The organism is Clostridium sp. LXY-7 (genome assembly GCF_056172015.1).
The window spans coordinates 169,721-194,148 of record NZ_JBLLJL010000005.1 but is presented as its reverse complement, the minus strand read 5'-3'; the positions used below and the strand labels follow the sequence as shown (position 1 = coordinate 194,148).

The window sequence follows — 24,428 nt, the reverse complement described above, 5'->3', positions numbered from 1 at the left end:
AATAGATGGCTAGAGTATAAGGTATAATCCTGAAAATATGTAAATAATTTTGTGAATTAATATAGGATAAATTTAAAAGAATTTTTCACTTAAAAAGGCTAATGGTGCAAATATATATTTTCACCATTAGTCTTTTTAAGTGGTTGTTAACTAATTTTTTTATTATTCTTATTATATAAAAACATATATAATGAAGCAGAAAAAATAACTATGTAACCTGTAAAGCTCAATATGTCAGGAATTTGATCAAATAGTAACATGCTTATTATAGCTGAGAATATTATGTTTGAATAATCAAATATAGATATCTCTTTAGCAGGTGCATACTTATAGGCTAATGTTACTCCAAACTGTCCAATAGTAGCAAATACTCCAGCTAGAAGCAGGTAAGTAAATTGGATAATTGTCATAGGTTTATATATAAATAGAGCAAAGGGAAGTATTGTAACTATAGAGAATAAGGAAAAATAAAAAACTATGGTATAGTATTTTTCTTTTTTACCAAGCACTCTAAGGCAAGTATAGGCACCAGCAGCAAAAACTGCAGAGAAAATTCCTATTAAATAAGGAAACATATCAATATTAAAGGCTGGCTTTATAATTAGTACGGCTCCAAGAAAAGCAACAAGCACTGAAATAATTTGTTTTAGACTTAGGTTTTCCTTTAAAAATAGAGCAGAAAATATTATTACAAAGAAAGGACTTAATTTATTCAGCATATTTGCATCAGATAATATTAAATGATCAATAGCATAGAAGTTAAGAACTATACCAACAGTTCCTAAAGCTGATCTTAAAAGTAATGTTTTTTGATTCTCACGTTTACCAAAGAAACTTTCTTTATGATAAATAACCATACCGAAGGCTATAATACAAGAAACAGCATTTCTGAAAAGAGTCTTTTGAAGTGAAGGTATATCTCCAGACAACTTTACAAAAGCTGACATCATAGCAAATCCAAAGGCTGAAAGTATTATAAATAGAATTCCTTTATTTCTATTATTCATTTGTATTCCTCCATAAAATAAAGTGTGAAGTAATTTATTTAGGTAAGGGCAACCGTAGGTTGCAGGTAAGAGGCTCACTTTGTTTACAGGGAAGGAGTGCCCTTGGCACAGGGAAGGCGCTCGCTTCGCTCACAGGTGAGGGTAGTTTTTGCATAGGCAAAAGCAGTTATATTGCTACTTTGTGCCTCTAAAATATAAAATCAGCTTTGCTGGTTTTCTACTTTTCCTGCAACCTTCGGTTGCTCCTTACCTGTTACAAAGTGACGCCTTACCACGAACGCAGTGAGTATTTACCTATGCCTACGGCACCTTTACCTAAAATAAAGTATTTCTCACTTATCTTATATGATGAATAAGAAATAATCAAACAAAAATTACTTTATAATAGTATATGCGTTTTGAAGATACATAAACTAATGAAAGTTTTATACGTGTTTATAAAATATAAGAAAATAACTTTTTTTATGTTAAAATATTAAATAAAGCATACATAGATATTGAACTTCATCAAGTATATTTCAATAATTCTATAATGATTAAGAGGAGTAATAAGGATATGGATATAAAAGAAATATTAGAAACTGAATATTCAGAGAGGTTTGATGAGATAAGAAAAAATATGATGGCTACATCCTACTATAAATATGGGTCTGTAAAGGAGAATTATTTTAAATTTAAATCATTAGATGCCATTGGTAATTTAGAGGAGAGGCTTAAAAAATATAAGGAAACAGGAAATACAGAATTATTAGCAGATATTGCAAACTACGCAATGATAGAATTTATGTATCCTCAGCATGAGAAAGCTCATTATAGACCTACCGATAGTGGAGATCACAAAGTTATTGGGTTTGGGGTACAAGAAATTAGAGATTTTAGGGATAAAGAAATTTATGATAGATAGTTATAAATTTTTATCTTAACATAGTGTAAAAGAATGAACGTTTTTGCGGATTAAATCAGTATTTGTATTTATAGGAAAAATGTAACTCAAATAAAATATAATTGCTGGATTACATTAATATATGCTTTTAAAATAGAACAATGTGAAAATAGAATATATTAATAAAAAAATAGTCATCTAAAATAACTATTTTTTATTAATATATTCAGCAATCTCTCTATCTTTTATTTGGATATGATTAAATATCCAATCATATAAAAAATGTTTAATGGAATAAATTTCATTATAATTCTCTTTATAGATAGTATTCATATCTATACTCAATATTTCATTTTTAAATTTATCATGATCTATTTTGTGACTATAGAACTCACCAAAATCTATATTCTTCATGTAATTTTCTTCAGTATAAAAATGGAAGGTAGTATACTCGCGCAAATCACATATTATCTTAATAGTTTCATCAAGTTTATAAACTCCATTTGGTGTTTCAAGCAGCATTTCAATCTGTCGACAGAGATGGAATAGGTACTTGTTTTGATCATCAATTATTTTTATTCCAGTACTAAAACTATCATCCCATATTATCATAATTATCACCTATCTTAACTGTATATCATAATTATACAATATTTTAAATACAATATTCAAGATGTTTATGATAACATACAATTTTAAATCTTAAGCAATTCTATATTAAACGTTATTTCATGCCTGATATAGGCTGAACATAGTTTTCCATTAAGATATGAATTATGATTAATCTAGTCATGAAGCTTCACTTTTACATAATCTAGATTATATTGTCTATAAAACTTTAAAAATAATTTGGTGAATTTTTTCTTTAGAAATTTTATAAATTTAATTCTGGAGATATATTTAGAATATATTCTTCATTACGAAAAAGTTAAGCTATATATGTGTGACTAAATCACAGTGAAATTAACACAATCCTCATATAATTTAATTAGAATAGGTGAGTAAATAAATTACTGTTTATAGGAGGATTAAATGAATAATAAAGTTACAGCTAAAAGAAAATCAGTGGTTGATGAAAGTAGATGTGTGGCTTGTGGAGTCTGTGCCAATATATGTAGAAGGGATGCTATAGGAATATTTAAAGGAATAGTAGCTAAAGTTGAGGAGTATAAATGTGTAGGATGTAAACTATGTGAAAAAGTCTGTCCTGCATCAGCTATTAAAATGGTAGATAGGGGTGGTAACGAATGAAGATGAGGAAGAGTTGGAGTGAATATCTATGGATAGTATCAGCAATTTATTTATTCTTAGGTTTTTTTAATATACTATTTGCATGGATTGGCATGATATGTTTTTTAGTGCCCTTATTAATATCCATAACAGGAGGTGGAAAAATCTATTGTAATAAATATTGTGGTAGAGGACAACTTTTAAATCTATTAGGGGATAAGTTTAAACTCTCCAGATATAAGACTATACCTAGATTTATATCTAGTAAGTATTTTAGATATGGGTTTTTAACATTTTTCTTGATTATGTTTGGAAGTATGATATTTAATACCTATTTAGTTCTGAAAGGTGCACAAAGTCTAAATCAAGTTGTAACTATTTTATGGACGTGGAAGCTACCTTGGAATTTTGTAGAGGTGGGAAACGTAACTCCTTGGGTAGCACAATTTGCCTTTGGATTTTATAGTTTAATGCTGACTTCTACATTACTTGGGGTAATAACTATGATTATATATAAACCACGTTCATGGTGTGTATATTGCCCTATGGGAACCATGACTCAAGGTATAAGCATAATAAGAGAGAATATTCGTAAAAATATTTAGATAAAAATTATTCCATATTAAAATTAGAAAACATAGAGGGCTTTTCAGGGCTTGAGATCATTGATTCAGATTTAATGGAGAATATAAATAAATTAAAAGTAGCTAGAAAAATTCATCTAGCTACTTTTAATTTACTGTACTTTGGATTACTATTGGATTTTATAAAGTATTATTAATTTCAACTATTTACATCTAATTTAGTTATTTTAGAGGTTTTTTTAGGGGTTAGTGAGTTAATTATAACAGCAGTGAGTACAATTACTCCGCCTATAAGGGCATATAGGCTAGGGATTTCTCCTGTTATTAAAATTACCCATACTGGATTAAGTAGAGGTTCTAAAACAGGAATTAATACTGCTTCCACAGCAGACACATGCTTTATGGCCTTAGTAAATAAAATGTAGGAAATTCCAAGTTGAAACACACCTAAAAATATAAGGCCTAATATGCTAGTTCCACTTGGTACCTGAAGAAAGCAAAAAGGTAGACCAATAATAAAAGCCATTAAGTTACCTATTATGGTTATATTTATAGGATCACTATGCTTTTCAAGTTTCAAGCAGATTATCATAGCAGCCATGGCTACTCCGCTTAGGGTTGCAAGAAAATTTCCAAGTAGATTTCCACTGTTTAAATCTCCTATAAAAAATAATACCATCCCTAATATAACTATGATTATAGTAATCCAATCACGCTTTTTAATGTTCTCTTTTAAAAACCACTTAGAGAAAAGTGCTACCCATATGGCAGAGGTAAATTGAAGCAATATTGCATTGGCGGAAGTTGTAAGCTTAGTGGAGGTAACAAAGAGAAAAACTAGAGATGTATAGGATAAACCTCCAACTATCATATTTTTATTTAATCTGACCATAGGTTTTCTTATATATAACATCATTATTAAGGCTGCAATTCCACTACGGATTCCAGCAATAGCAAAGGGATTTAAATCTACTAGTTTAATAAAAAGACCACCAGTACTCCAAAGAATTGAAGCTACAACTAAGAACAATAATGATTTTTTTCTTAACTCCATAAAATATAATCTCCTTATAAAAATAAGCATTCTTAATATAATAAAAGTTTTACTATAATATATAGTGATAATTTTAAATAACTCCCATATTAATTATACATTTGGATACAATGGATTAAAATATGAAATTGAAAAATTTTCTATATAGATATAAAATTAAGGTATTAAATTATTAAAAGATTTAGTGATAGAGAAAAAATTAATACACATAATAAGTTTATAAATAAAACATAGGAGGTAGATGGTTATGGATGGAGAAAAAATGACCCTTAGGGTACAACAAAGTTTAAATGATGCCTATAGTGAGGCTGTGAAATATAATCATCAACAATTAGATGTAGTTCATCTATTTTCAGCGCTTTTAAATCAAAAAGATGGGTTAATTCCAAATATTTTTGAGAAAATGGGAATAAGTGTAGAGGCATTAAAGCAGAAAACCCATTTAGAGTTAGATAAAATGCCTAAGGTTTTAGGCGATGGAGCTAGTGCTTCTGGAGTTACAGCCACAAGGAGAATTAACGAGGTCTTAATTAAGGCTGAAGAGGTTGCAGAGAAATTTAAGGATTCCTACATTAGTGTAGAACATGTGATGTTATCCATAATGGATATAGAATCTAAAGGTGTGGTAGGAAAAATTCTTAAGGAATTTAAAATAGATAAAAATAAATTTCTAGAGGTATTGTCTCAAATTAGAGGGAATCAAAGGGTAGATACCCAAGATCCAGAGGGAACCTATGATGCTCTAATTAAGTATGGAACTAATTTAGTGGAGTTAGCTAAGGCTCATAAGTTAGATCCTGTTATAGGAAGAGATGAAGAGATTAGAAGGGTGATAAGAATATTATCAAGGAGAACTAAGAATAATCCTGTACTTATAGGAGAACCAGGAGTTGGTAAAACTGCCATAGTTGAAGGATTAGCTGAGAGAATTGTAAGAGGAGATGTACCGGAAGGATTAAAGGATAGAATAATATTTTCTCTAGACATGGGAGCATTAATTGCAGGTGCTAAATATAGGGGAGAATTCGAAGAGAGATTAAAAGCTGTATTAAAAGAGGTTCAAAGTGCAAATGGGAAAATTATATTATTTATAGATGAAATTCATACCATAGTAGGTGCAGGTAAAACTGAAGGATCTATGGATGCAGGAAATTTAATTAAACCAATGTTAGCAAGAGGAGAATTAAACTGCATAGGTGCTACTACCTTTGATGAGTATAGAAAATATATTGAAAAAGATAAAGCATTAGAGAGAAGATTCCAACCGGTAATAGCAGATGAACCTACAGTACAGGATACTATATCCATATTGAGAGGATTAAAAGAGCGGTTTGAAATACATCACGGAATAAGAATTCATGATTCAGCTATAGTGGCAGCAGCAAAGCTATCTCATAGGTATATTCAAGATAGATTCTTGCCAGATAAAGCTATAGATCTTATAGATGAAGCAGGGGCAATGATTAGAAGTGAAATTGATTCTCTTCCAACAGAGTTAGATGTAGTGAGAAGAAAATTAGTTACATTGGAAACTGAAAGAGAAGCTTTACTTAATGAAAAAGACAAGGAATCTAAAACAAGATTAGAGCATCTACAAAAGGAATTAGCAGATCTTAGAGAGAAAAATGATGAAATGACCTCAAAATATGAAAAGGAAAAATCACAGATTCTCGATATTAGGAGATTAAAGGAACAGTTAGATTACGCGCGAGGTAATGTTGAAAAGTATGAGAGAGATTATGATTTAAATAAGGCTGCTGAGCTTAAATATGGAATAATACCTAAGCTTGAAGAAGAAATAGTGGAAAAAGAAGAAGCTATGAAGATAAATTATGATTCAGCTCTTTTAAAGGAAGAGGTTACAGAGGAGGAGATTTCACAGATAGTCTCCAATTGGACTGGAATACCTGTAACTAGACTAGTAGAAGGAGAAAGAGATAAATTATTGAGACTAGAGGATGATCTTAAAAAAAGGGTAATTGGCCAAGAAGAAGCTGTAACTGCAGTGGCCAATGCAGTTATTAGGGCAAGAGCAGGTTTAAAAGATGAAAACAAGCCTATAGGCTCATTCATATTCTTAGGACCTACAGGAGTTGGTAAAACTGAGCTTGCTAAAACTTTAGCTAGGAACTTATTTGACAGCGAAGAGAATATTATAAGAATTGACATGTCAGAGTACATGGAAAAATATGCTGTATCTAGACTTATAGGAGCTCCTCCAGGATATGTAGGATATGAAGAAGGGGGGCAGCTAACAGAAGCTGTTAGAAGAAAACCTTATTCAGTTATACTATTTGATGAGATTGAAAAAGCTCATGAGGATGTATTTAATATATTCCTTCAAATATTAGATGATGGTAGATTAACAGATAATAAAGGAAAAACAGTAGACTTTAAAAACACTATAATAATTATGACCTCTAATATAGGTAGCAGTTATTTATTGGAAAATGAACACCAGGTTTTAGAGGAAACTAAAAAAATTGTTATGAATGAAATGAAACACAGATTTAAGCCAGAGTTTTTAAATAGAGTTGACGATATCATTATGTTTAAGCCGCTAGATATGGAAGGAATTAAGAGAATCATTGATATCTTCATTAAAGATGTGAAGAACAGACTTGTGGAAAGAAATATTACAATGGATATAACAGATAATGCTAAAGAAATTCTAGCTAGAGAAGGCTATGATCCAATTTATGGAGCAAGACCACTTAAACGATATATAGGAAATACTTTAGAAACAGCCATTGCTAAAAAGATAATATCAGGGGAAGCGTACAGAGGATGCCACATTATCATTGATGGAAAAGAGGATGATATTCATATATTGGTGGAAGGCAAAGCAAAGCTAATAGGAGAATAAACTTTATTAATTAAAGTTATCTTTGTTTAAATTGATTATTATTTTAAAATGTATATTGTAACTTTATTGAAGATGGTATACTAAAAGGTACATTAGAGTTTTAGGAGGTTTTAACATGAAAAACATCGCTTGTTTTGATGTAGGGGGAACTTTTATTAAGTATGCAATTATCAACTTTCAAGGAGATATAATAATTAAAGATAAGTATGAAACTCCTATAGTGGATTGTAAAAATACTATACCATCTTCTATTATAGAAAAGATTAGGGAATTGAGGGAAAGCTATGATATACATGGAATAGGTATATCTACTGCGGGAATAGTAGATGCAGAAAGAGGAATAGTAACCTACGCACCAAATTTAAATAACTATAATGGAACAACTATGGTAGACACAATTAAGAGTGCGATAGATTTGCCAGTAGCTGTTGAAAATGATGTTAATGCAGCAGCTATTGGAGAAATGTGGATGGGTAGTGCTAAAGGAAGAAATACATTTGTATGCATAACTATTGGAACAGGCGTTGGTAGTGGAATTGTTGTTAATGGAAAAGTTTTAAGGGGAGTTAATGGAGCAGCTGGAGAGCTGGGACATGTTATCATAAATGAAGAAGGAAAGACCTGCAATTGTGGACATATTGGGTGTTATGAGAGATATGCTTCAACTTCTTCCTTTGTTAGAAGTTATGCTGAAGCTTCAGGTATTAAAGAAATTAATGGAGAAGAGATAATGAAAAGGGTTGATGCTGGAGAGAAACTGGCAATAGATATATATAATGAGTTTTTAGACCATATAACTACAGGAATTGTAAACTTAGTTCACCTATTAGATCCAGGCTTAGTAGTAATAGGTGGAGGCATATCAGCTCAAGGAGATAGATTTTTTAATGAAATAAGAAAGCGATTTAGTGAAAGAGCCTTAAATATATATAGTAAAAACACAGATATAATTCAGGCAAAATTAGTAAATGATGCAGGGATGTATGGAGCTTGTTATCTAGCATTATCAATTGGTAAGTAATTTTTTAATCTATCTGAAAAAACTTAAAATATTTAGAGGAAAATGAATTTTAATTTAGACATGCATATTATTTCTATTTTCAACATAATTTTAAGATTTAGCCTAAAAAATAGATAAATAAATTTTAAAAATTACTTGCAATAATTAGGATACTATGCTATATTAAAAGAGTAATAAAAATTAATTAAAGATTTAGTACAGATAATAATTTTCTCCATTTAGAGGACTTGTTAATCGTATATGAATCTTTGAAATGGAGGAATTGAAATGGCAGATAAAAACTTAACATGTAAAGACTGTGGTAAAGAATTCGTATTCACTGAGGGAGAGCAAGCTTTCTACAAAGAAAAAGGATTCGAAAACGAGCCAACTAGATGCGTTGATTGCAGAAGAGCAAGAAAACAAGAAAGAAACAACAGAAGATAGTAATATCTTAAAGAAAAGCTATGAGGTAACTCATAGCTTTTTTATATTTGTAGAAGTTTTAAAGTATGCTATAGCTATAATTGGTTTTAAGTTTATAAAATTTAATATAAAGATGTATTTTCAATTATATTGCAGTGAGCTATATAAAATAATGATTTTATGTAAATAATGGAATAAAAATCTGTTTTGAGATACAATGTAGGAGGAGAAAATTATTACAAGGAGGGATTCTTATGAAAAAAATAGGTCTTATTTTGGCTTCAATCATGATTACCACTACAATGATGTTTGGATGTGGAAATAAAGCAGAGAAGCCAGCAGGAAAAACTGAAGTAAAGGTAATAGTACCTGATGGTATACCAGCAGTATCTATAGCTAAGATGATAAAAGAGAATATACAAGTAAATGAAAATACAAATATTACATATGAGGTTCAAAAAACTACAGATAATCTTGTGACCGAGGTGATGAAAGGTGGAGCTGATGTAGCCATAGTTCCATCAAACTTAGCCGCTCAATCCTATAATAAAGAGTTAGGATATAAACTTGTTGGGACAGTAGGTTGGGGTTCAACATTTTTAGTATCTACAGATAGCACAGCAAGCCTAGATAATTTAAAAGGCAAAGAGGTATACAACACAGGCAAAGGGTTAACGCCAGATATAGTTTTTAGAAGTATATTAAAGAAGAAAGGCATAGCTGAAGGTGAAATAAATTTAAGCTATGTAAATGCGGCAAGTGAACTTGCACCTTCAATTATAGGAGGGAAAATAACCAATTCCGTAGTGCCAGAACCAGCATTATCGACTATAATGATGAAAAAAGGCGATGGAATTAACATACTTTTAGATATTAATGAGGAATGGAAAAGTATATATGGCTCTGAATATGGATATCCACAATCTAGCTTAATAATAAAAGAGGAACTGATAGAAAAAAATAAAGGATTTGTAAAGGACTTTACCAAAGCTATAGACGAAAGTATAAGTTTTGTATATGATAGCCCAGAAAATGCAGGGGTTTATTGTCAAGAGGTAGGAATAAATACTTCAAAAGAAGTGTTGTCAAAGGCTATAGAAAGAATTAACTTAAAATATATATCAGCAGAAGATTGTAAGGATGAATATATAACTTATTTTAGTGAATTGAATAAATTTGAACCTAAAACCATAGGAGGAAAAGTGCCAGATGAGAACATATTCTACAAAGAATAAGAAATATGTTCTTATATCCGTAGTAATAATAATAATTTCTTGGGAAATAATAAGTTTTTTTGTCAGTAATCAGGTCATAGTACCCTCAATAGTAAATATAGTTAACAAATTGTACTTTATAGTTGGTGAAGAAGGATTCTGGAAGATTATATTTAGTAGTATATTTAGAGGATTTTATAGTTTTATAATAGCAATAATATTAGCCTTCGTTATAGGAGGGATAAGTGCCTTTAATGAGTTTATATATAATTTTATGTTACCTGTAATGGGAATTTTAAAATCTGTTCCAACCATGGCCTTTGTAGTTTTAGCTTTAATATGGATGAAAAAAGAAAATGCACCCATATTAATAGGTATAGTTATTGGAGTTCCCCTATTTTATGATATGGTATTAGGAGGAATAACCAATGCTGACAATAATCTTTTAAGAATGCTGAAAATTTATGGAGTTAAAAAGAAAAAGATTTCTTTTTATGTGTATCTACCTAGTATTTTATTTTCAATAATCCCATCACTATCTTCAACTTTATGCTTAATTTTAAAGGTAGTAATAGCAGGAGAATTATATGGACAACCATCCTATGGTATAGGTGCACAAATTAATATTGAGAAGCTTAGCTTAAATACAGATGCTATCATTGGGTGGATCATAATAGTAGGGATTATAAGTGTATTTATTGATTTTATAGTAAACATAATAAATAAAAAGTTTTTTACATGGAAGGGCATTGAGTAATATGAAACTGCAAAACATAAATATAAGTTATGGAGAAGATATAATTTATAAAGATTTTAATATGGAATTTGTAGAAGGTAAAATAAATTGTTTACTAGGAAAATCAGGTTGTGGAAAAACCACTCTATTAAATTATATTTCATCTTATTATATAAATAATGGCGTTAAAGTTAGTTATGTTTTTCAAGATAGTAGTTTGATAAACTGGATTAATGTAAAAAAAAACCTAGAGGTTATTTTACCTGATACTTTATCAAAGCAAGAGAAAAAAGATAAGATTTACGAAGTATTAAAACTAGTTGACTTAAGTGATAGCGAAAAGAAATATCCTTTGACCCTCAGTGGTGGAATGAGGCAGAGAGTAAATATAGCAAGAGCTATTGCATATCCGAGCGAAGTACTAATTATGGATGAGCCATTTAAATCTCTTGATGTTAATATCAAGAATAAAATAATTAAAAACATAGCACAGACAAATGCTGTGGAGAAAAGAACTATAATTTTTGTTACCCATGATATTGAAGAGGCTTTAGAATTAGGGGACGAATTATTAATTTTAGGGAATAGGCCTGTAGCGATTAAAGCGAAATTTTCAAATTTAACTGGAGATATAAGGAAAGAAATAATAAAAATTATGGGTGATTAATATTAAAGTATAGTATGTATTTTATATATCATAATACTAGTAAATAGAATTTTAGTTTCTTTGAATATTATGATAGTATTAATATATAAATTATTAAAATATATATTTCAAATTAATAAATTCAGATGAGGGGGAAAAAATATGTTAGTAAAAAAATTATCTGATGCCTTTGGAGTTAGCGGATATGAGAAAGAAATAAGAAATATAATAAAAGAAGAAATTGCACAATATGCAGATGAAATCACAGTGGATGCCTTAGGCAATCTAATAATATTGAAAAAGGGCTGTGGCGAAAATAAGAAAAGAATTATGGCTTCAGCACATATGGATGAAATAGGTTTTCAGATTGTTAAAATTGAGGATAAGGGATTAATTAAGGTAAGAGCTCTTGGAGGAATTCCAGTAACTGCAACTTATATGAATAGAGTTAAGTTCAGAAATGGTGTTATGGGAATAGTATCAAGTAGTGTAAAGGAAAAAGAGTTAGATAAAGATACTAAGAAATTATGTATAGATATTGGTGCAAGTTCAAAGGCTGAAGCCGAGAAATACTTAAGAGTTGGAGATGTGGCTTGTTATGTAGGTGAATATTTAGAATTAAAAGAAAATAACATAACTGCTAAAGCGTTAGATGACAGAATAGGATGTTATATTTTAATTGAAGCATTGAAGAAGATAGAAAAGCCATATAATGATTTATACTTTGTTTTTTCTACTCAAGAGGAAGTTGGGTTAAGAGGAGCTACAGTAGCGGCTAATAGAATAAATCCCGATTTAGGAATAGCTTTAGATGTAACCGTAGCAAATGATACCCCTAATGCACCAGAGGGGAGCAACACTGTAGGAGGAGGAGCAGCTATAAAAGTATCAGATGGTTCAGTTATATGTGATGAATATTTAGTAGAAGAACTAATTTCATGTGCTAAGGATAATAACATAAAATATCAACTTGATGTTATTGACGGAGGAGGTACAGATGCAGGAGCTATTAATAAATCTAACTTTGGGGTTAGAGCAACAGGATTATCTGTAGCTACTCGTTATGTACACGGACCTAATGCGTTAATAAGCATGGATGATACAAATGCTTGTGTAGATTTGTTAGCACTATATGTAAATAGAGAATTTAATTTTGAAGAATAAATAACACTATAAAATAAAGATTATGGGTATCCATAGTCTTTATTTTATAGTGTATGATTTTATAATTTGTCTAAAATATCTTATTAGCTTTTCTTCAGCTGTAGCTAAGTCATAGGGTAAACTATTATTTAAAACGTCGCTGAGCATACTTCTATATATAAAGATAATCATTTCATTAATATCATCAATATCTTCTTTATTTATGAACCCCTCACTAGCACAAGAGTTTAGAATATGGGTATTTCGCTTATATATAGAACCTTCTAAAAACAAGTTTTCAACGTAGTGAGAATTTTCAAGATCTTCAGGAAACATATCATAATATTCTTTAACGATATTATTCAATGAATCACTAAAATGAGATAAAAATATAAGATTATAAACCTTAGGATTTCTGAAAGATGAATTTATAAAACATCTCCATATAGCAAAATATTTATCTAGAGCATTAGATTTACCCTTTAAATAATCAGGAAGTAAGCTACTATATTCTTTTAAGCATTTCATTGAAGCGAATATTAGAAGATGGTCAAGATTTTCAAAGTAGTTATAGAGGGTAGCGCTGTTATAACCAGCAGTTTTGGCTACTTTTCTTAAAGTAACATGCTCGATTCCTTCTTCTTTTATTATTATATTTGCTGCATCAATAAAATACATCATAGTTCTTTTCTTTAGATTAGACTTGTCATCCACAATAAACACCACCATATTATTTTTGGTAAAAATTAATTATATCATAAAATTTAAAAGTATGACATGAAACAATTAGCAAATTTCAACATAATTAGAAAATCATAATAATATGAAGTGTTTTATGACATAATGTACTTATATTAGAAGTGGAAAATAATTTTACTTTTTCTATGATATATGGGAAAATGTATTTAAAAGTAAGTTACTGTTTTAATACAATATTGAAGTAAATTATATAATTGGTTAAAGCAGTACTAGAAATCACAGGGAGGGATATAATTATGTTAAATTTTACGCTATATAATCCAACTAAATTAGTTTTAGGAAAAGATACTATAAAAGATATAGGAGAACATATACAAAACAATGAAGTTAAAAAAGTATTATTTCTATATGGTAAAAATTCTATAAAGACAAATGGAGTATATGAGCAGGTAGTAGCTTCTCTTAAAGAGCATAATATAGAGTTTGTAGAGGTGTCTGGAGTAAAGCCAAATCCAGTTCTATCTAAAGTAAAAGAAGGAATTGAAACTGTAAATAACTATGGATTAGATGGAGTATTAGCTGTTGGTGGTGGAAGTGTTATAGACTCTGCCAAAGCAATTTCAGCTGGAGCTTGCTATGATGGTGATGTATGGGATTTTTTTGAAGGAGAAGCTAGTGTGAAAAATGCATTGCCTTTATTTACAGTTTTGACACTATCTGCAACTGGATCAGAAATGAACTCAGGTGGAGTTATAACTAATGAAGCTGAAGGAAAGAAATGGGCCTTTGGGTCTCCTCTGCTTTATCCTAAAGTTTCAATACTAGATCCATCAATTCAGAGTTCATTACCATCTATACAGACAGCAAATGGTGCTATTGATGCTATAAGCCATGTTTTTGAAGCTTATTATGGAGGAAGTAGTAATACAGATATGCTAGATGAGTTGTCAGAGGGAATTATAAAGACTATTTTAAATCATACAAGAATATTATTGAGAGATCCAAGCAATTATGAGTCTAGAAGTGAATTTGCATTTGCTGCAACATTAGCATTAAATGGATTGAATGGAGTTGGAAGAAATGGAGATTGGGCTTCTCATTGCATTGAACACTCTCTATCAGTACTAAATGATATAGCTCACGGCTCAGGGTTAGCTATAATTATGCCTGCATGGATGAAGTATGTGCATAAACAAGATACACCTAAGTTTGCAAAATTTGCAGAACATGTATTCAATGTTAGTGATGGAAGTGATGAAGAAAAAGCATTAAAAGGAATCGAAAAATTAAGAAGTTTTTATAAGGAGATAGGAGCTCCTATCACATTAAGTGAAGTAGGAGTAAAGAGAGAAGATTTAGATTTTATCGCTGACAATGCAGCAAAGCAAGCACCACTAGGCACATTGAAAGAATTATATAGAGAAGATATATATAAAATACTAGAAATAGCATATGAATAGTATTTTATAAAACGTAAAAGGCACACCGATAGGTGTGTCTTTTATGTTTTATAAGAGTATTAATGAAGAAGGTATAAAGATGATAAGCAAGTATTTCTATGTCACAAATCATCATAACCATAAATATTATATAGAAGGACAGATAAGCTAAGGAGAATAGGGAGGGGTACCTTTTGAACAATCTAGTGTTTAATCATGTTGCTAGTAGGTTACAGGTACTAGTCAATGGTGTTGACGGTAGCAATAACACGGTTCCATTAAGCCTTGATAGTGAAGGGAATATATATATAAGAGAATTAACTGCAGCGACCGATAGCATAACCATATTTGCAGGAGGAGCAGGTCTAACCGTAACAGGAACCGTAACAGCAAATATAAGAGATTTAAGTGGAACAACAGACAGTGTAACCGTATTTGCAAATAATTTAGATATAAGAGACCTAAATGGAACTACTGATAGTGTGACTGTATTTGCAGGAGGGGCAGGCTTAACCGTAACAGGAACCGTAACAGCAAATATAAGAGAGTTAAGCGGGACAACAGACAGTGTAAGCGTATTTGCAAATAATTTAGATATAAGAGACTTAAATGGAACTACTGATAGTGTAACAGTATTTGCAGGAGGAGCAGGGTTAACCGTAACAGGAACAGTAACAGCGAATATTAGAGATTTAAGTGGAACAACAGACAGCGTAACTGTATTTGCAAATAATTTAGATATAAGAGACTTAAATGGAACAACCGATAGCGTAACAGTGTTTGCAGGAGGAGCGGGCTTAACCGTAACAGGAACCGTAACAGCAAATATAAGAGAATTAAGTGGAGCTACTGATAGCGTAACTGTATTTGGAACAGTGACAGTGACAGCGACAGATCTAGACATAAGAGATTTAAGTGGGACAACCGACAGTGTAACAGTATTTGCAACAAATCTAGATATAAGAGATTTGAACGGAACCACAGATAGCGTAACTGTATTTGCAGGAGGAGCAGGCTTAACCGTAACAGGGACAGTAACAGCGAATATTAGAGAATTAAGTGGAGCTACTGATAGCGTAACTGTATTTGGAACAGTGACAGTGACAGCAACAGATCTAGACATAAGAGATTTAAGTGGGACAACCGACAGTGTAACAGTATTTGCAAATAATTTAGATATAAGAGATTTGAACGGAACCACCGATAGTGTAACAGTGTTTGCAGGAGGAGCAGGCTTAACCGTAACGGGAACTGTAACAGCAAATATAAGAGAGTTAAGCGGAGCTACTGACAGCGTAACTGTATTTGGAACAGTGACAGTGACAGCGACAGATCTAGATATAAGAGAATTAAGTGGAACAACAGACAGTGTAACAGTATTTGCAAATAATTTAGATATAAGAGATTTGAACGGAACCACCGATAGTGTAACAGTGTTTGCAGGAGGAGCAGGCTTAACTGTAACAGGAACAGTAACAGCAAATATAAGAGAGTTAAGCGGAGCAACCGATAGCGTAACTGTATTTGGAACAGTGACAGTAACTGCAACAAATTTAGATATAAGAGATTTGAACGGGACCACAGATAGCGTAACAGTATTTGCAGGAGGAGCAGGGTTAACCGTAACAGGAACAGTAACAGCAAATATTAGAGAATTAAGTGGAGCTACTGATAGCGTAACTGTATTCGGAACAGTAACAGTAACAGCAACAGATCTAGATATAAGAGAATTAAGTGGGACAACCGACAGTGTAACAGTATTTGCAACAAATCTAGATATAAGAGATTTAAACGGGACTACCGACAGTGTAACTGTATTTGCAGGAGGAGCAGGGTTAACCGTAACAGGAACAGTAACAGCGAATATAAGAGAGTTAAGCGGAGCTACCGATAGCATAACAGTATTTGGAACAGTGACAGTAACTGCAACGAATTTAGATATAAGAGACTTAAATGGAACCACAGATAGCGTAACAGTATTTGCAGGAGGAGCGGGCTTAACCGTAACAGGAACAGTAACAGCAAATATAAGAGAGTTAAGCGGAGCTACCGATAGCGTAACTGTATTTGGAACAGTGACAGTAACTGCAACAAATTTAGATATAAGAGATTTGAACGGGACCACAGATAGCGTAACAGTATTTGCAGGAGGATCAGGGTTAACCGTAACAGGAACAGTAACAGCAAATATTAGAGAATTAAGTGGAGCTACTGATAGCGTAACTGTATTCGGAACAGTAACAGTAACAGCAACAGATCTAGATATAAGAGAATTAAGTGGAACAACAGACAGTGTAACAGTATTTGCAAATAATTTAGATATAAGAGATTTGAATGGAAGCACTGATAGCGTAACAGTGTTTGCAGGGGGGGCAGGCTTAACCGTAACAGGAACAGTAACAGCAAATATAAGGGAGTTAAGCGGAGCTACCGATAGCATAACAGTATTTGGAACAGTGACAGTAACAGCAACCAATCTAGATATAAGAGACTTAAGTGGGACAACCGACAGTGTAACAGTATTTGCAGGAGGAGCAGGCTTAACTGTAACAGGAACAGTAACAGCAAATATAAGAGAGTTAAGCGGAGCTACCGATAGCATAACAGTATTTGGAACAGTAACAGTAACAGCATCAAATTTAAGTATCAGAAATTTAAGTGGAATTACAGATAGTATTAATATATCTGCTACAACAAATGTAACCGATAGCACAGTTTTAACAGCAGTTACTAACTCAGCAGCAGTTCTTGTCAAAGATGCTAGTCAACAAGGAAAATATTCTTATTATGTAAGAAACACTGGAAGCAACACAGTAACTGTTCAGATACAAGTAGCACCACTTAATAGTACAGCATATTTTACTAATGATGATGTAAGTGGTCCTATGGCAGTGGGACCTGGAACTAATAAGGTTATAGTTCCAGCATACTATATGAATTTTACTAGATTATTCTATGAAACCTCAGGGGCTGCTAATACTTTTGAGGTATTCTATACAGCTAAGATATTAGGATAAAATAAATTTATTTATAGTGAATTTTTAATCTACTAGACTATTATAATGGCTAGATATGGATGAAGAGTGACTTGCAGAGTAGTCTGCAAGTCTATGTTATATATAAGGCATCTTAAATTATTTTCATAGCGATTAAAGTTTTAGATGTCTTAGTTAATTTTGGTTAGGAGGTTTGTTATGGAAAAATTAAAGACTGTGAGCTTATGTATGATTGTGAAGAATGAAGAAAAGTTTTTAGCACAATGTTTAAATAGTGTTAAAGATATTATAGACGAATTTATAATTGTAGATACTGGTTCTACAGATAATACAGTATCTATAGCCAATAGTTTTGGGGCTAAAGTATATTTCTATACTTGGAATAATGATTTCTCTGCAGCAAGAAATTTTTCATTATCAAAGGCAACTAAGGATTGGATATTATTAATGGATGGAGATGATGTTTTAGAGGAAGGGGATAAGGGAAAGGTAATAAATTTAATCAATACTTCTAAAAAGCATGGACATTTTTTTAACACCTTAAGTGTAGTGAAGGAAGATTCAAAAGACTATTTATATAATCTAAATATACGTTTAATAAGAAATACAGGAGAATATGAGTTTGAAGGGGCTATTCATGAACAGATAACTCATAAGTTTCAGCCTACTAATTATGCTAACTTCACATCAGAGGATATTAGAATATATCATAGAGGATATATTCCAGAGGTATCTGATAGTAAAAAAAAGAGAGAGAGAAATATAGGAATAATAAAAGAAGAATTAAAAAAATACCCTAATAGTTCTTTCCATAATTTCAATTTAGCTAGTGAATATTTCGCATTGATGGATATGAAAAATGCTTTGATATATTATGATAAGGCTTATCATAATATGAGTGTAACAACTGGATATGCAACAAAGCTTGTATTAAAGAGGGCATTATGTCTTATAGAGATGAAAGAATATGATAAGGCAATAGATGCATTAGAAGAAGGATTAAGTAATTTTAAAGAGTTTACGGACTTACAGTTTTATAAAGGCTATACCTATCATAAGGCAAAGAAATATACTTTAGCTATAAAGTCTTATAACAAGGCTTTAGAATTAGGAGAAGCTCCAATAGAATGTGCTTTTTTAAATGGATGTGGAAGTTTTAGAGCCTATCACGCATTAGGCGATATTTATTTAGATTTAGAGGATTATGAAGAGGCAATTTTAAATTATAAAAAGGTATTAGATTACACAAGGGATAATAATATCATTTATTATCAATTAGGAACTGCATATAAAGGCTTGTATAGTGATAGTGATAAAGTAGTATATGAGTTAGAGAAAAACTTTAATCTAAGTGATATAAGGGAAATATTTTTATTGGCAGCTGTATTAATCAACATTCAGTGTAATGAACATGCTATAGGTTTTATAGAAAAAGCAAGTGAAAATGAAGCAAGCGACATATCTTGTATTTTAATGGGGAAGGCACTTTTTAATTTAAATAAATATAATGAGAGTTTTATAAGCTTTTCTCGTGTATCATATAAGTCTATTTACTATGATGAAGCTATAATATATTTGTTAATGATAAAGATATTAGAAAAGGCCAATATTAACGAAGGGGAATTTGCGCTTATTGAAGATGAAATTGTAAGAACTCTTATGGAGAAAATAAACATGCTCAATAGTGATAAAAATATAGAAGAGTTTACATTTAAAAATTCTTATTTAGTGCTAAGTGAGTTTATAAAACTTTTAGGTATTCTTATAAGTGCAAAGGAATTTGAAGTATTCGAAAAATTACTTCCAATGCTAAATTATATTGATAATGAAAAGATATTAGTTGAATTAAGTAAATTATATTATAAACATGGATTTAAATCTTTGGCAGTAGAAGAAGCTATAAGGTCAATCAAAGAATTAGGCGTAATAGATGAGGCTAGCATTAATATACTGTATAAGGAGATATAAAGGATTATGAAAAAGAACAGAATTTTAGTAGCTTCTATTGTGAAGGAAAAATCAGATGTGTTGAAGGTGTTTTTAGAGTTTTTAGATAAAATAGAAAGCAATTTTATAGTTGAGTACTATTTTGTGGATATCAATGATGATTTTAATAGTAGTGATATGTTACAGAAGTTTAGCGAGGTCCATAAAACAATTGTTAAAAAAAGTGAAAAATTGCACATAGATACTAACAATTTGAATAATGAATACATCTATAGTCTGTCAAAATTCAAGGATTTTATAATAGAGCATACTATTAGAAACAATTATGATTATGTTATGTTTATTGATTCAGATATATTAATTAATCCTAAGTTAATAGATCATTTAATTAGTAAAAGAAAAGATATAATTAGTGAAATAATTTGGAGTTGTAGTAAAGAAGAATCACTACAGCCACAGGTTTATGATATAGGACAATGTTCAATAGATGATGAATTCATAAAAAAATTAAATTGTGAAGGTATATACAAAGTTGGGGAGGTAGGAACTATAACCCTAGTTGCTAGAAGAGTACTGTTAAGAGGGGTAAAATTTGCACCTATTTACAATATTAAAGCCTTAAAAGAAGATAGATACTTTTCTATAAGAGCTGCAGTATTAGGAATTGATTTGTATGCAGATACCACATTGCCTGCAATGGATTTGCAGGGAGGAAAATATTTAAATTATATACAGAATTTTAGAGAAAGAGGAAATATTTTTAAATATGATGATGTCTACAACATGTTAAGATGTGAAAAGGTAAGGGCGTTTATAAGCAACTATCTAAATGAGTATCTCAATGTAGATTATAGATTAATAACTGGCTATGAGGGTGTGGATAAAGTAAGTCAGAAATTCAAAACTCTACTTTTAAATAGTAAGATTTCTTATAAAGAATTTCTTAAGGAAAAGAAAATTATCTTACAGATAAAAGAGCAAAGTATAGAATATATAAAAGTAAATAATAATGTCTTCCATGTTTGTTCGAAAGTTAGTTTTCTAGATGATGATAACCAATATGAATTTCATGTTGATATTATAGAAGAAAACAGAAAATTATTTATAGAATCACTTCATTGTAAGAAAAATGAAGAATATATTTTAGGTCAAAGTCTATATAATATTTTGCAGTGGAATAAAAGACAGGTTAGTAAAACCAACAAATTAACTTTAGCCATGATAGTTAAGAATGAAGAGGAACACATATTAGAAAAATCATTAAGAGCGTCACTTCAATATATAGATGAAGGAATAATTCTTTGTCACCATGCAGAAAAGAGAGTATTAGATAAATGCAAAAGTATTTTTAAAGAATTTAATAAGCCTTTAGTATTAATTGAAAAGCCTAAGGATGTGAATACTTCAGAGGAAGAATTAATGAAAGAGTTGTGGCAAAAATGTATAGAGTATAATGCTCAGTGGGTCTTAAGAATAGATAGTGATGAAATATTTGAAGACAATATAAAAGATACTATAAAAACATTATTAGAAAATGAATTTATAGATAATTATGGATTTTATGTATATGACATGTGGAATGAAACTCAATATAGAGAGGATGAATATTGGCATAGTAATTATAATCCTAAAATTTTATTAACAAGAATTCAGAACTTTATAGATTATGATTGGAAGGGTGTTAACGAAAGGGGAAATAGATTTCCAGAAGATATATTTAAATTAGAGACAGCAATATGTAATATTAGAGTAAAGCATTTAGGATGGAATACTAAGGAGTTAAGGAGAAGAAAATATGAAGGGTATAGTCAGTATCATAAAGAACCTATAACCGTAGAACAACAAGATTCTTTATTAAGAGAAAATCCAAATTTAATAGAGTTTTAAAAGTATAGGACTAAAAGATATATTAAATATCTTTTAGTCCTATACTTATCCTATGACTACCACTTATAATGCTCCTATGTTATTTAGGTTAACAGCTATGAATAGTAGCCTTTGAATAAGTTATTTTAAGCATTAGTTTATAAAGTTAAAATATTTAATTGATATTAAGTTTGTATCTGAACAAATATTCTTGCAAAAATTGGAGAATTTGAATTGCCGCATATTCTAATATATTTAGACCAAAAATAAGGCGTCAAGAAATTGAATTCATGACCTTGTAGAATCAGCTCTTCAGAAGAAAGCATATAACTAATATTGTCTGGACTGGATTGCAAATAGAATTTCACAGGAGATGTAGATAGATTTCTTATATAGAAAGATACAACCTTAAATTTAGATATATCTACAGGCGGTGAACAATAGTTGGCTGTAGTTCCATTTACATCATAAATAAGCTCATGAAATTTAGGATAGCAACATTCATCTTTTCTAGAACAATTAATAACTATACGCATACCATTTGTAGAGGTAAAGTTTGTATTAACATTTATTTCATTATGAGCTTTTTCATTACAAGTAATCAAAATTCCATGATTTGATTCAGGATTTTTAACCCATCGTTGAATTAAACTTGTCAAGTTAACACATACATAAGGAAAAGAAATAGGGGTATCGGCTATTTTAGTAGTTGGTACTCCTTCAAAGGAATTCCAAGATATACGACCGGAATTTAGTGGACCATCTACACTATATACTAATATTCTTGCAAATTTTTCATTACATGCGCTTAGTATGGGGATATAAAGATTTGCTTGAATAACATCACAATCATAGGGTAGTAAAATATCTGACATTTTAACATATAGTCTGCTTATTAAGCAGTTTGTCTTACTGAGCATAAAAGTTTTTGGATTAAATATACTATCATCTTTTATATATGAGGAAATTCCATACACCGTTAGGTTAGGTGCTAAAGTAGTCGAAGACAATAAAATCACCTCTTATAAACTTATCAAAGGATAAGAAACTTAAAAATAAATAACTTTATATTATAAGTATATTAAGGCAAAGAATTTCGGTGATATAAAATAGAGTTTTAGTAAATACTAATGTCAGTAAATACAAATATAAATAAATTTCAAATAGGAAGTGAGTGTTATGAACGTACTAACTAAAGATATAAAAAAGAATTTAGAGGAGATAAAGAGTAGGGTAAACATAGAAAAGAGTTTTGATTTAATTAAAAGGGATATAATCATAGGAGAAAGAAATGCATGCATAATATTCATAGATGGATTCATTAAAGATGATGTAATGGAAAGAATATTAGATGCATTTTTTAAACTTTCAAAGGAACAAGTTGATAGTATGACCACTTCTAAGGAATTTGCTGATTCTACCATTCCTTACGTGGAAGTAGATACTACTAATAGTATTGAAAAAATTATCACAATGCTATTATCAGGACCGACAGTATTGTTAATTGATGGTTTTGAGGAGGCCTTTATACTAGATTTAAGAACATATCCAGCTAGAACCACAGCAGAACCTGATAAGGAAAAAGTAACTAGAGGATCTAAAGATGGCTTCGTGGAAACTGTAGTATTCAATACAGCACTTATAAGAAGAAGAATAAGAGATCCTAAGCTTACTTTTGAAATGTATTCTATAGGGAAGAGGTCAAAGGCTGATGTGGTCTTAGGATATATTGATGGAGTAGCAGATTCAAAACTACTTAATGAAGTGAAAGATAAATTATCTTCATTAAAAGTTGAGTCATTATCTATGAATCAGCAGAGTTTAATAGAAGCGTTAACCAACTATAAATATTATAATCCATTTCCAAAGGTTAAATATACAGAGAGGCCAGATGTAGCAGCAGCACATATTCTAGAAGGAAAATTAGCCATTATAGTTGATAATAGCCCAAGTGTAATTATGCTTCCAACCTCAATTTTTGATTTTTTACAAGAAGCGGAGGAGTTTTACTATCCTCCAGTAACGGGGAATTATCTTAGGATATCTAGAAATTTTGTATTATTATTAACTTTAATATTAACACCTACTTGGATTTTATTAGTACAAAATCAAGATATGCTTCCACAATGGTTATCTTTTATTGGGGTAAAGGAGATGAATAAGATTCCTTTGGTTCTTCAGTTTCTTGCATTAGAGCTAGCCATCGATGGGCTAAAGATGGCATCCTTAAGTACTCCTGGCTCATTAGGTACCTCCTTAGGTGTTATAGGAGGATTAGTTTTAGGCGATTATGCTGTACAGGTAGGATGGTTTGTGCCAGAGACTATTCTTTATATGGCATTTATAGCCGTAGGAAGTTTCGCTCAGCCTAATATAGAACTAGGATATGCAATGAAATTTTGTAGAATTTTTTTACTACTAACTACATGGTGGTTAAATTTTATTGGATATTTCGGTGGTTTAATTATAATTATACTTTTAGTAGCATTTAACAAGACTTTAACTGGAGATGCATATTTATATCCATTAATTCCCTTTAACTGGAAAGATTTAAAGGCCGTACTTTGGAGAAGCGAGTTAAAACAAGGGAAAAGAGTAAAATAAATTAATGAGGAGTAGTTTATTACTCTTTAATTTATTTTGTTTTAATTAACTTTTTGTAAATATGTATGACATTATAATAAAAACATAT

At 30.7% G+C, this 24,428-nt stretch carries 20 protein-coding genes; 15 read left to right on the top strand and 5 right to left on the bottom strand.

Annotation, left to right across the window (positions count from 1 at the left end; genetic code table 11):
• Nucleotides 1-146: 146 nt before the first annotated feature.
• Nucleotides 147-1,007 (bottom strand): DMT family transporter, encoded by an 861-nt coding sequence (locus ACI48Q_RS17230; RefSeq protein ID WP_474920349.1) that lies wholly within the window; start codon nucleotides 1,005-1,007, stop codon nucleotides 147-149.
• Between the two features lie 556 nt (nucleotides 1,008-1,563).
• Between ACI48Q_RS17230 and ACI48Q_RS17225 the strand changes: the two genes are divergently transcribed.
• Nucleotides 1,564-1,911, top strand: coding sequence for a hypothetical protein (locus ACI48Q_RS17225; protein ID WP_474920348.1), 348 nt, complete (start codon nucleotides 1,564-1,566; stop codon nucleotides 1,909-1,911).
• Between the two features lie 186 nt (nucleotides 1,912-2,097).
• On the opposite strand, the gene ACI48Q_RS17220 is transcribed toward ACI48Q_RS17225, so the two are convergent.
• Nucleotides 2,098-2,502: a bacteriohemerythrin gene (locus tag ACI48Q_RS17220; protein WP_474920347.1), complete on the bottom strand. Its 405-nt coding sequence runs from the start codon at nucleotides 2,500-2,502 to the stop codon at nucleotides 2,098-2,100.
• A 420-nt stretch (nucleotides 2,503-2,922) separates the two neighbouring features.
• On the opposite strand from ACI48Q_RS17220, the gene ACI48Q_RS17215 reads away from it, so the two are divergent.
• Together ACI48Q_RS17215 and ACI48Q_RS17210 are read left to right on the top strand one after the other, a co-directional pair.
• The gene (locus ACI48Q_RS17215; RefSeq protein WP_474920346.1) at nucleotides 2,923-3,141 is read left to right on the top strand and encodes an ATP-binding protein; all 219 of its coding nucleotides are present in this window, start codon (nucleotides 2,923-2,925) and stop codon (nucleotides 3,139-3,141) included.
• The gene (locus ACI48Q_RS17210) at nucleotides 3,138-3,725 is read left to right on the top strand and encodes a 4Fe-4S binding protein (RefSeq protein WP_474920345.1); all 588 of its coding nucleotides are present in this window, start codon (nucleotides 3,138-3,140) and stop codon (nucleotides 3,723-3,725) included. The genes ACI48Q_RS17215 and ACI48Q_RS17210 overlap by 4 nt, the downstream gene beginning before the upstream one ends.
• A gap of 178 nt (nucleotides 3,726-3,903) precedes the next feature.
• Here ACI48Q_RS17210 and ACI48Q_RS17205 read toward each other — a convergent pair whose 3' ends face one another.
• A complete protein-coding gene (locus ACI48Q_RS17205) occupies nucleotides 3,904-4,758 on the bottom strand; it encodes a DMT family transporter (RefSeq protein WP_474920344.1) in 855 nt (284 codons plus the stop codon).
• Between the two features lie 247 nt (nucleotides 4,759-5,005).
• Between ACI48Q_RS17205 and clpB the strand changes: the two genes are divergently transcribed.
• From clpB to ACI48Q_RS17170, 7 genes are all read left to right on the top strand, one after another.
• A complete protein-coding gene (gene clpB / locus ACI48Q_RS17200) occupies nucleotides 5,006-7,624 on the top strand; it encodes an ATP-dependent chaperone ClpB (protein WP_474920343.1) in 2,619 nt (872 codons plus the stop codon).
• Nucleotides 7,625-7,739: 115 nt separating this feature from the next.
• Nucleotides 7,740-8,645, top strand: coding sequence for an ROK family protein (locus ACI48Q_RS17195; protein WP_474920342.1), 906 nt, complete (start codon nucleotides 7,740-7,742; stop codon nucleotides 8,643-8,645).
• Nucleotides 8,646-8,912: 267 nt separating this feature from the next.
• A complete protein-coding gene (locus ACI48Q_RS17190) occupies nucleotides 8,913-9,071 on the top strand; it encodes a zinc-ribbon domain-containing protein (protein ID WP_474920341.1) in 159 nt (52 codons plus the stop codon).
• A 233-nt stretch (nucleotides 9,072-9,304) separates the two neighbouring features.
• Nucleotides 9,305-10,285: an ABC transporter substrate-binding protein gene (locus ACI48Q_RS17185; protein WP_474920340.1), complete on the top strand. Its 981-nt coding sequence runs from the start codon at nucleotides 9,305-9,307 to the stop codon at nucleotides 10,283-10,285.
• Complete coding sequence (locus ACI48Q_RS17180; protein WP_474920339.1) at nucleotides 10,260-11,021, top strand: ABC transporter permease; 762 nt, start codon at nucleotides 10,260-10,262, stop codon at nucleotides 11,019-11,021. Before ACI48Q_RS17185 ends, ACI48Q_RS17180 begins: the two co-directional genes overlap by 26 nt.
• 1 nt (nucleotide 11,022) lies before the next feature.
• Nucleotides 11,023-11,667 carry an ATP-binding cassette domain-containing protein gene (locus ACI48Q_RS17175; RefSeq protein WP_474920338.1) on the top strand — a complete coding sequence of 215 codons (645 nt, stop codon included), beginning with the start codon at nucleotides 11,023-11,025 and terminating at the stop codon, nucleotides 11,665-11,667.
• 141 nt (nucleotides 11,668-11,808) lie between these two features.
• Complete coding sequence (locus ACI48Q_RS17170; RefSeq protein ID WP_474920337.1) at nucleotides 11,809-12,810, top strand: M42 family metallopeptidase; 1,002 nt, start codon at nucleotides 11,809-11,811, stop codon at nucleotides 12,808-12,810.
• 39 nt (nucleotides 12,811-12,849) lie between these two features.
• Here ACI48Q_RS17170 and ACI48Q_RS17165 read toward each other — a convergent pair whose 3' ends face one another.
• Nucleotides 12,850-13,503, bottom strand: coding sequence for a TetR/AcrR family transcriptional regulator (locus ACI48Q_RS17165; protein ID WP_474920336.1), 654 nt, complete (start codon nucleotides 13,501-13,503; stop codon nucleotides 12,850-12,852).
• A 281-nt stretch (nucleotides 13,504-13,784) separates the two neighbouring features.
• On the opposite strand from ACI48Q_RS17165, the gene ACI48Q_RS17160 reads away from it, so the two are divergent.
• From ACI48Q_RS17160 to ACI48Q_RS17145, 4 genes are all read left to right on the top strand, one after another.
• Nucleotides 13,785-14,948: an iron-containing alcohol dehydrogenase gene (locus ACI48Q_RS17160; RefSeq protein WP_474920335.1), complete on the top strand. Its 1,164-nt coding sequence runs from the start codon at nucleotides 13,785-13,787 to the stop codon at nucleotides 14,946-14,948.
• Between the two features lie 173 nt (nucleotides 14,949-15,121).
• A complete protein-coding gene (locus ACI48Q_RS17155) occupies nucleotides 15,122-17,944 on the top strand; it encodes a beta strand repeat-containing protein (protein ID WP_474920334.1) in 2,823 nt (940 codons plus the stop codon).
• A gap of 177 nt (nucleotides 17,945-18,121) precedes the next feature.
• A complete protein-coding gene (locus tag ACI48Q_RS17150) occupies nucleotides 18,122-19,891 on the top strand; it encodes a tetratricopeptide repeat-containing glycosyltransferase family 2 protein (RefSeq protein WP_474920333.1) in 1,770 nt (589 codons plus the stop codon).
• Between the two features lie 6 nt (nucleotides 19,892-19,897).
• Nucleotides 19,898-21,757 carry a glycosyltransferase family protein gene (locus tag ACI48Q_RS17145; protein ID WP_474920332.1) on the top strand — a complete coding sequence of 620 codons (1,860 nt, stop codon included), beginning with the start codon at nucleotides 19,898-19,900 and terminating at the stop codon, nucleotides 21,755-21,757.
• A gap of 164 nt (nucleotides 21,758-21,921) precedes the next feature.
• On the opposite strand, the gene ACI48Q_RS17140 is transcribed toward ACI48Q_RS17145, so the two are convergent.
• Nucleotides 21,922-22,746: a DUF6385 domain-containing protein gene (locus ACI48Q_RS17140; RefSeq protein WP_474920331.1), complete on the bottom strand. Its 825-nt coding sequence runs from the start codon at nucleotides 22,744-22,746 to the stop codon at nucleotides 21,922-21,924.
• A gap of 169 nt (nucleotides 22,747-22,915) precedes the next feature.
• On the opposite strand from ACI48Q_RS17140, the gene ACI48Q_RS17135 reads away from it, so the two are divergent.
• On the top strand, nucleotides 22,916-24,340 hold the full coding sequence (locus ACI48Q_RS17135; protein ID WP_474920330.1) for a spore germination protein: 1,425 nt from the start codon (nucleotides 22,916-22,918) through the stop codon (nucleotides 24,338-24,340).
• Nucleotides 24,341-24,428 lie beyond the last annotated feature (88 nt).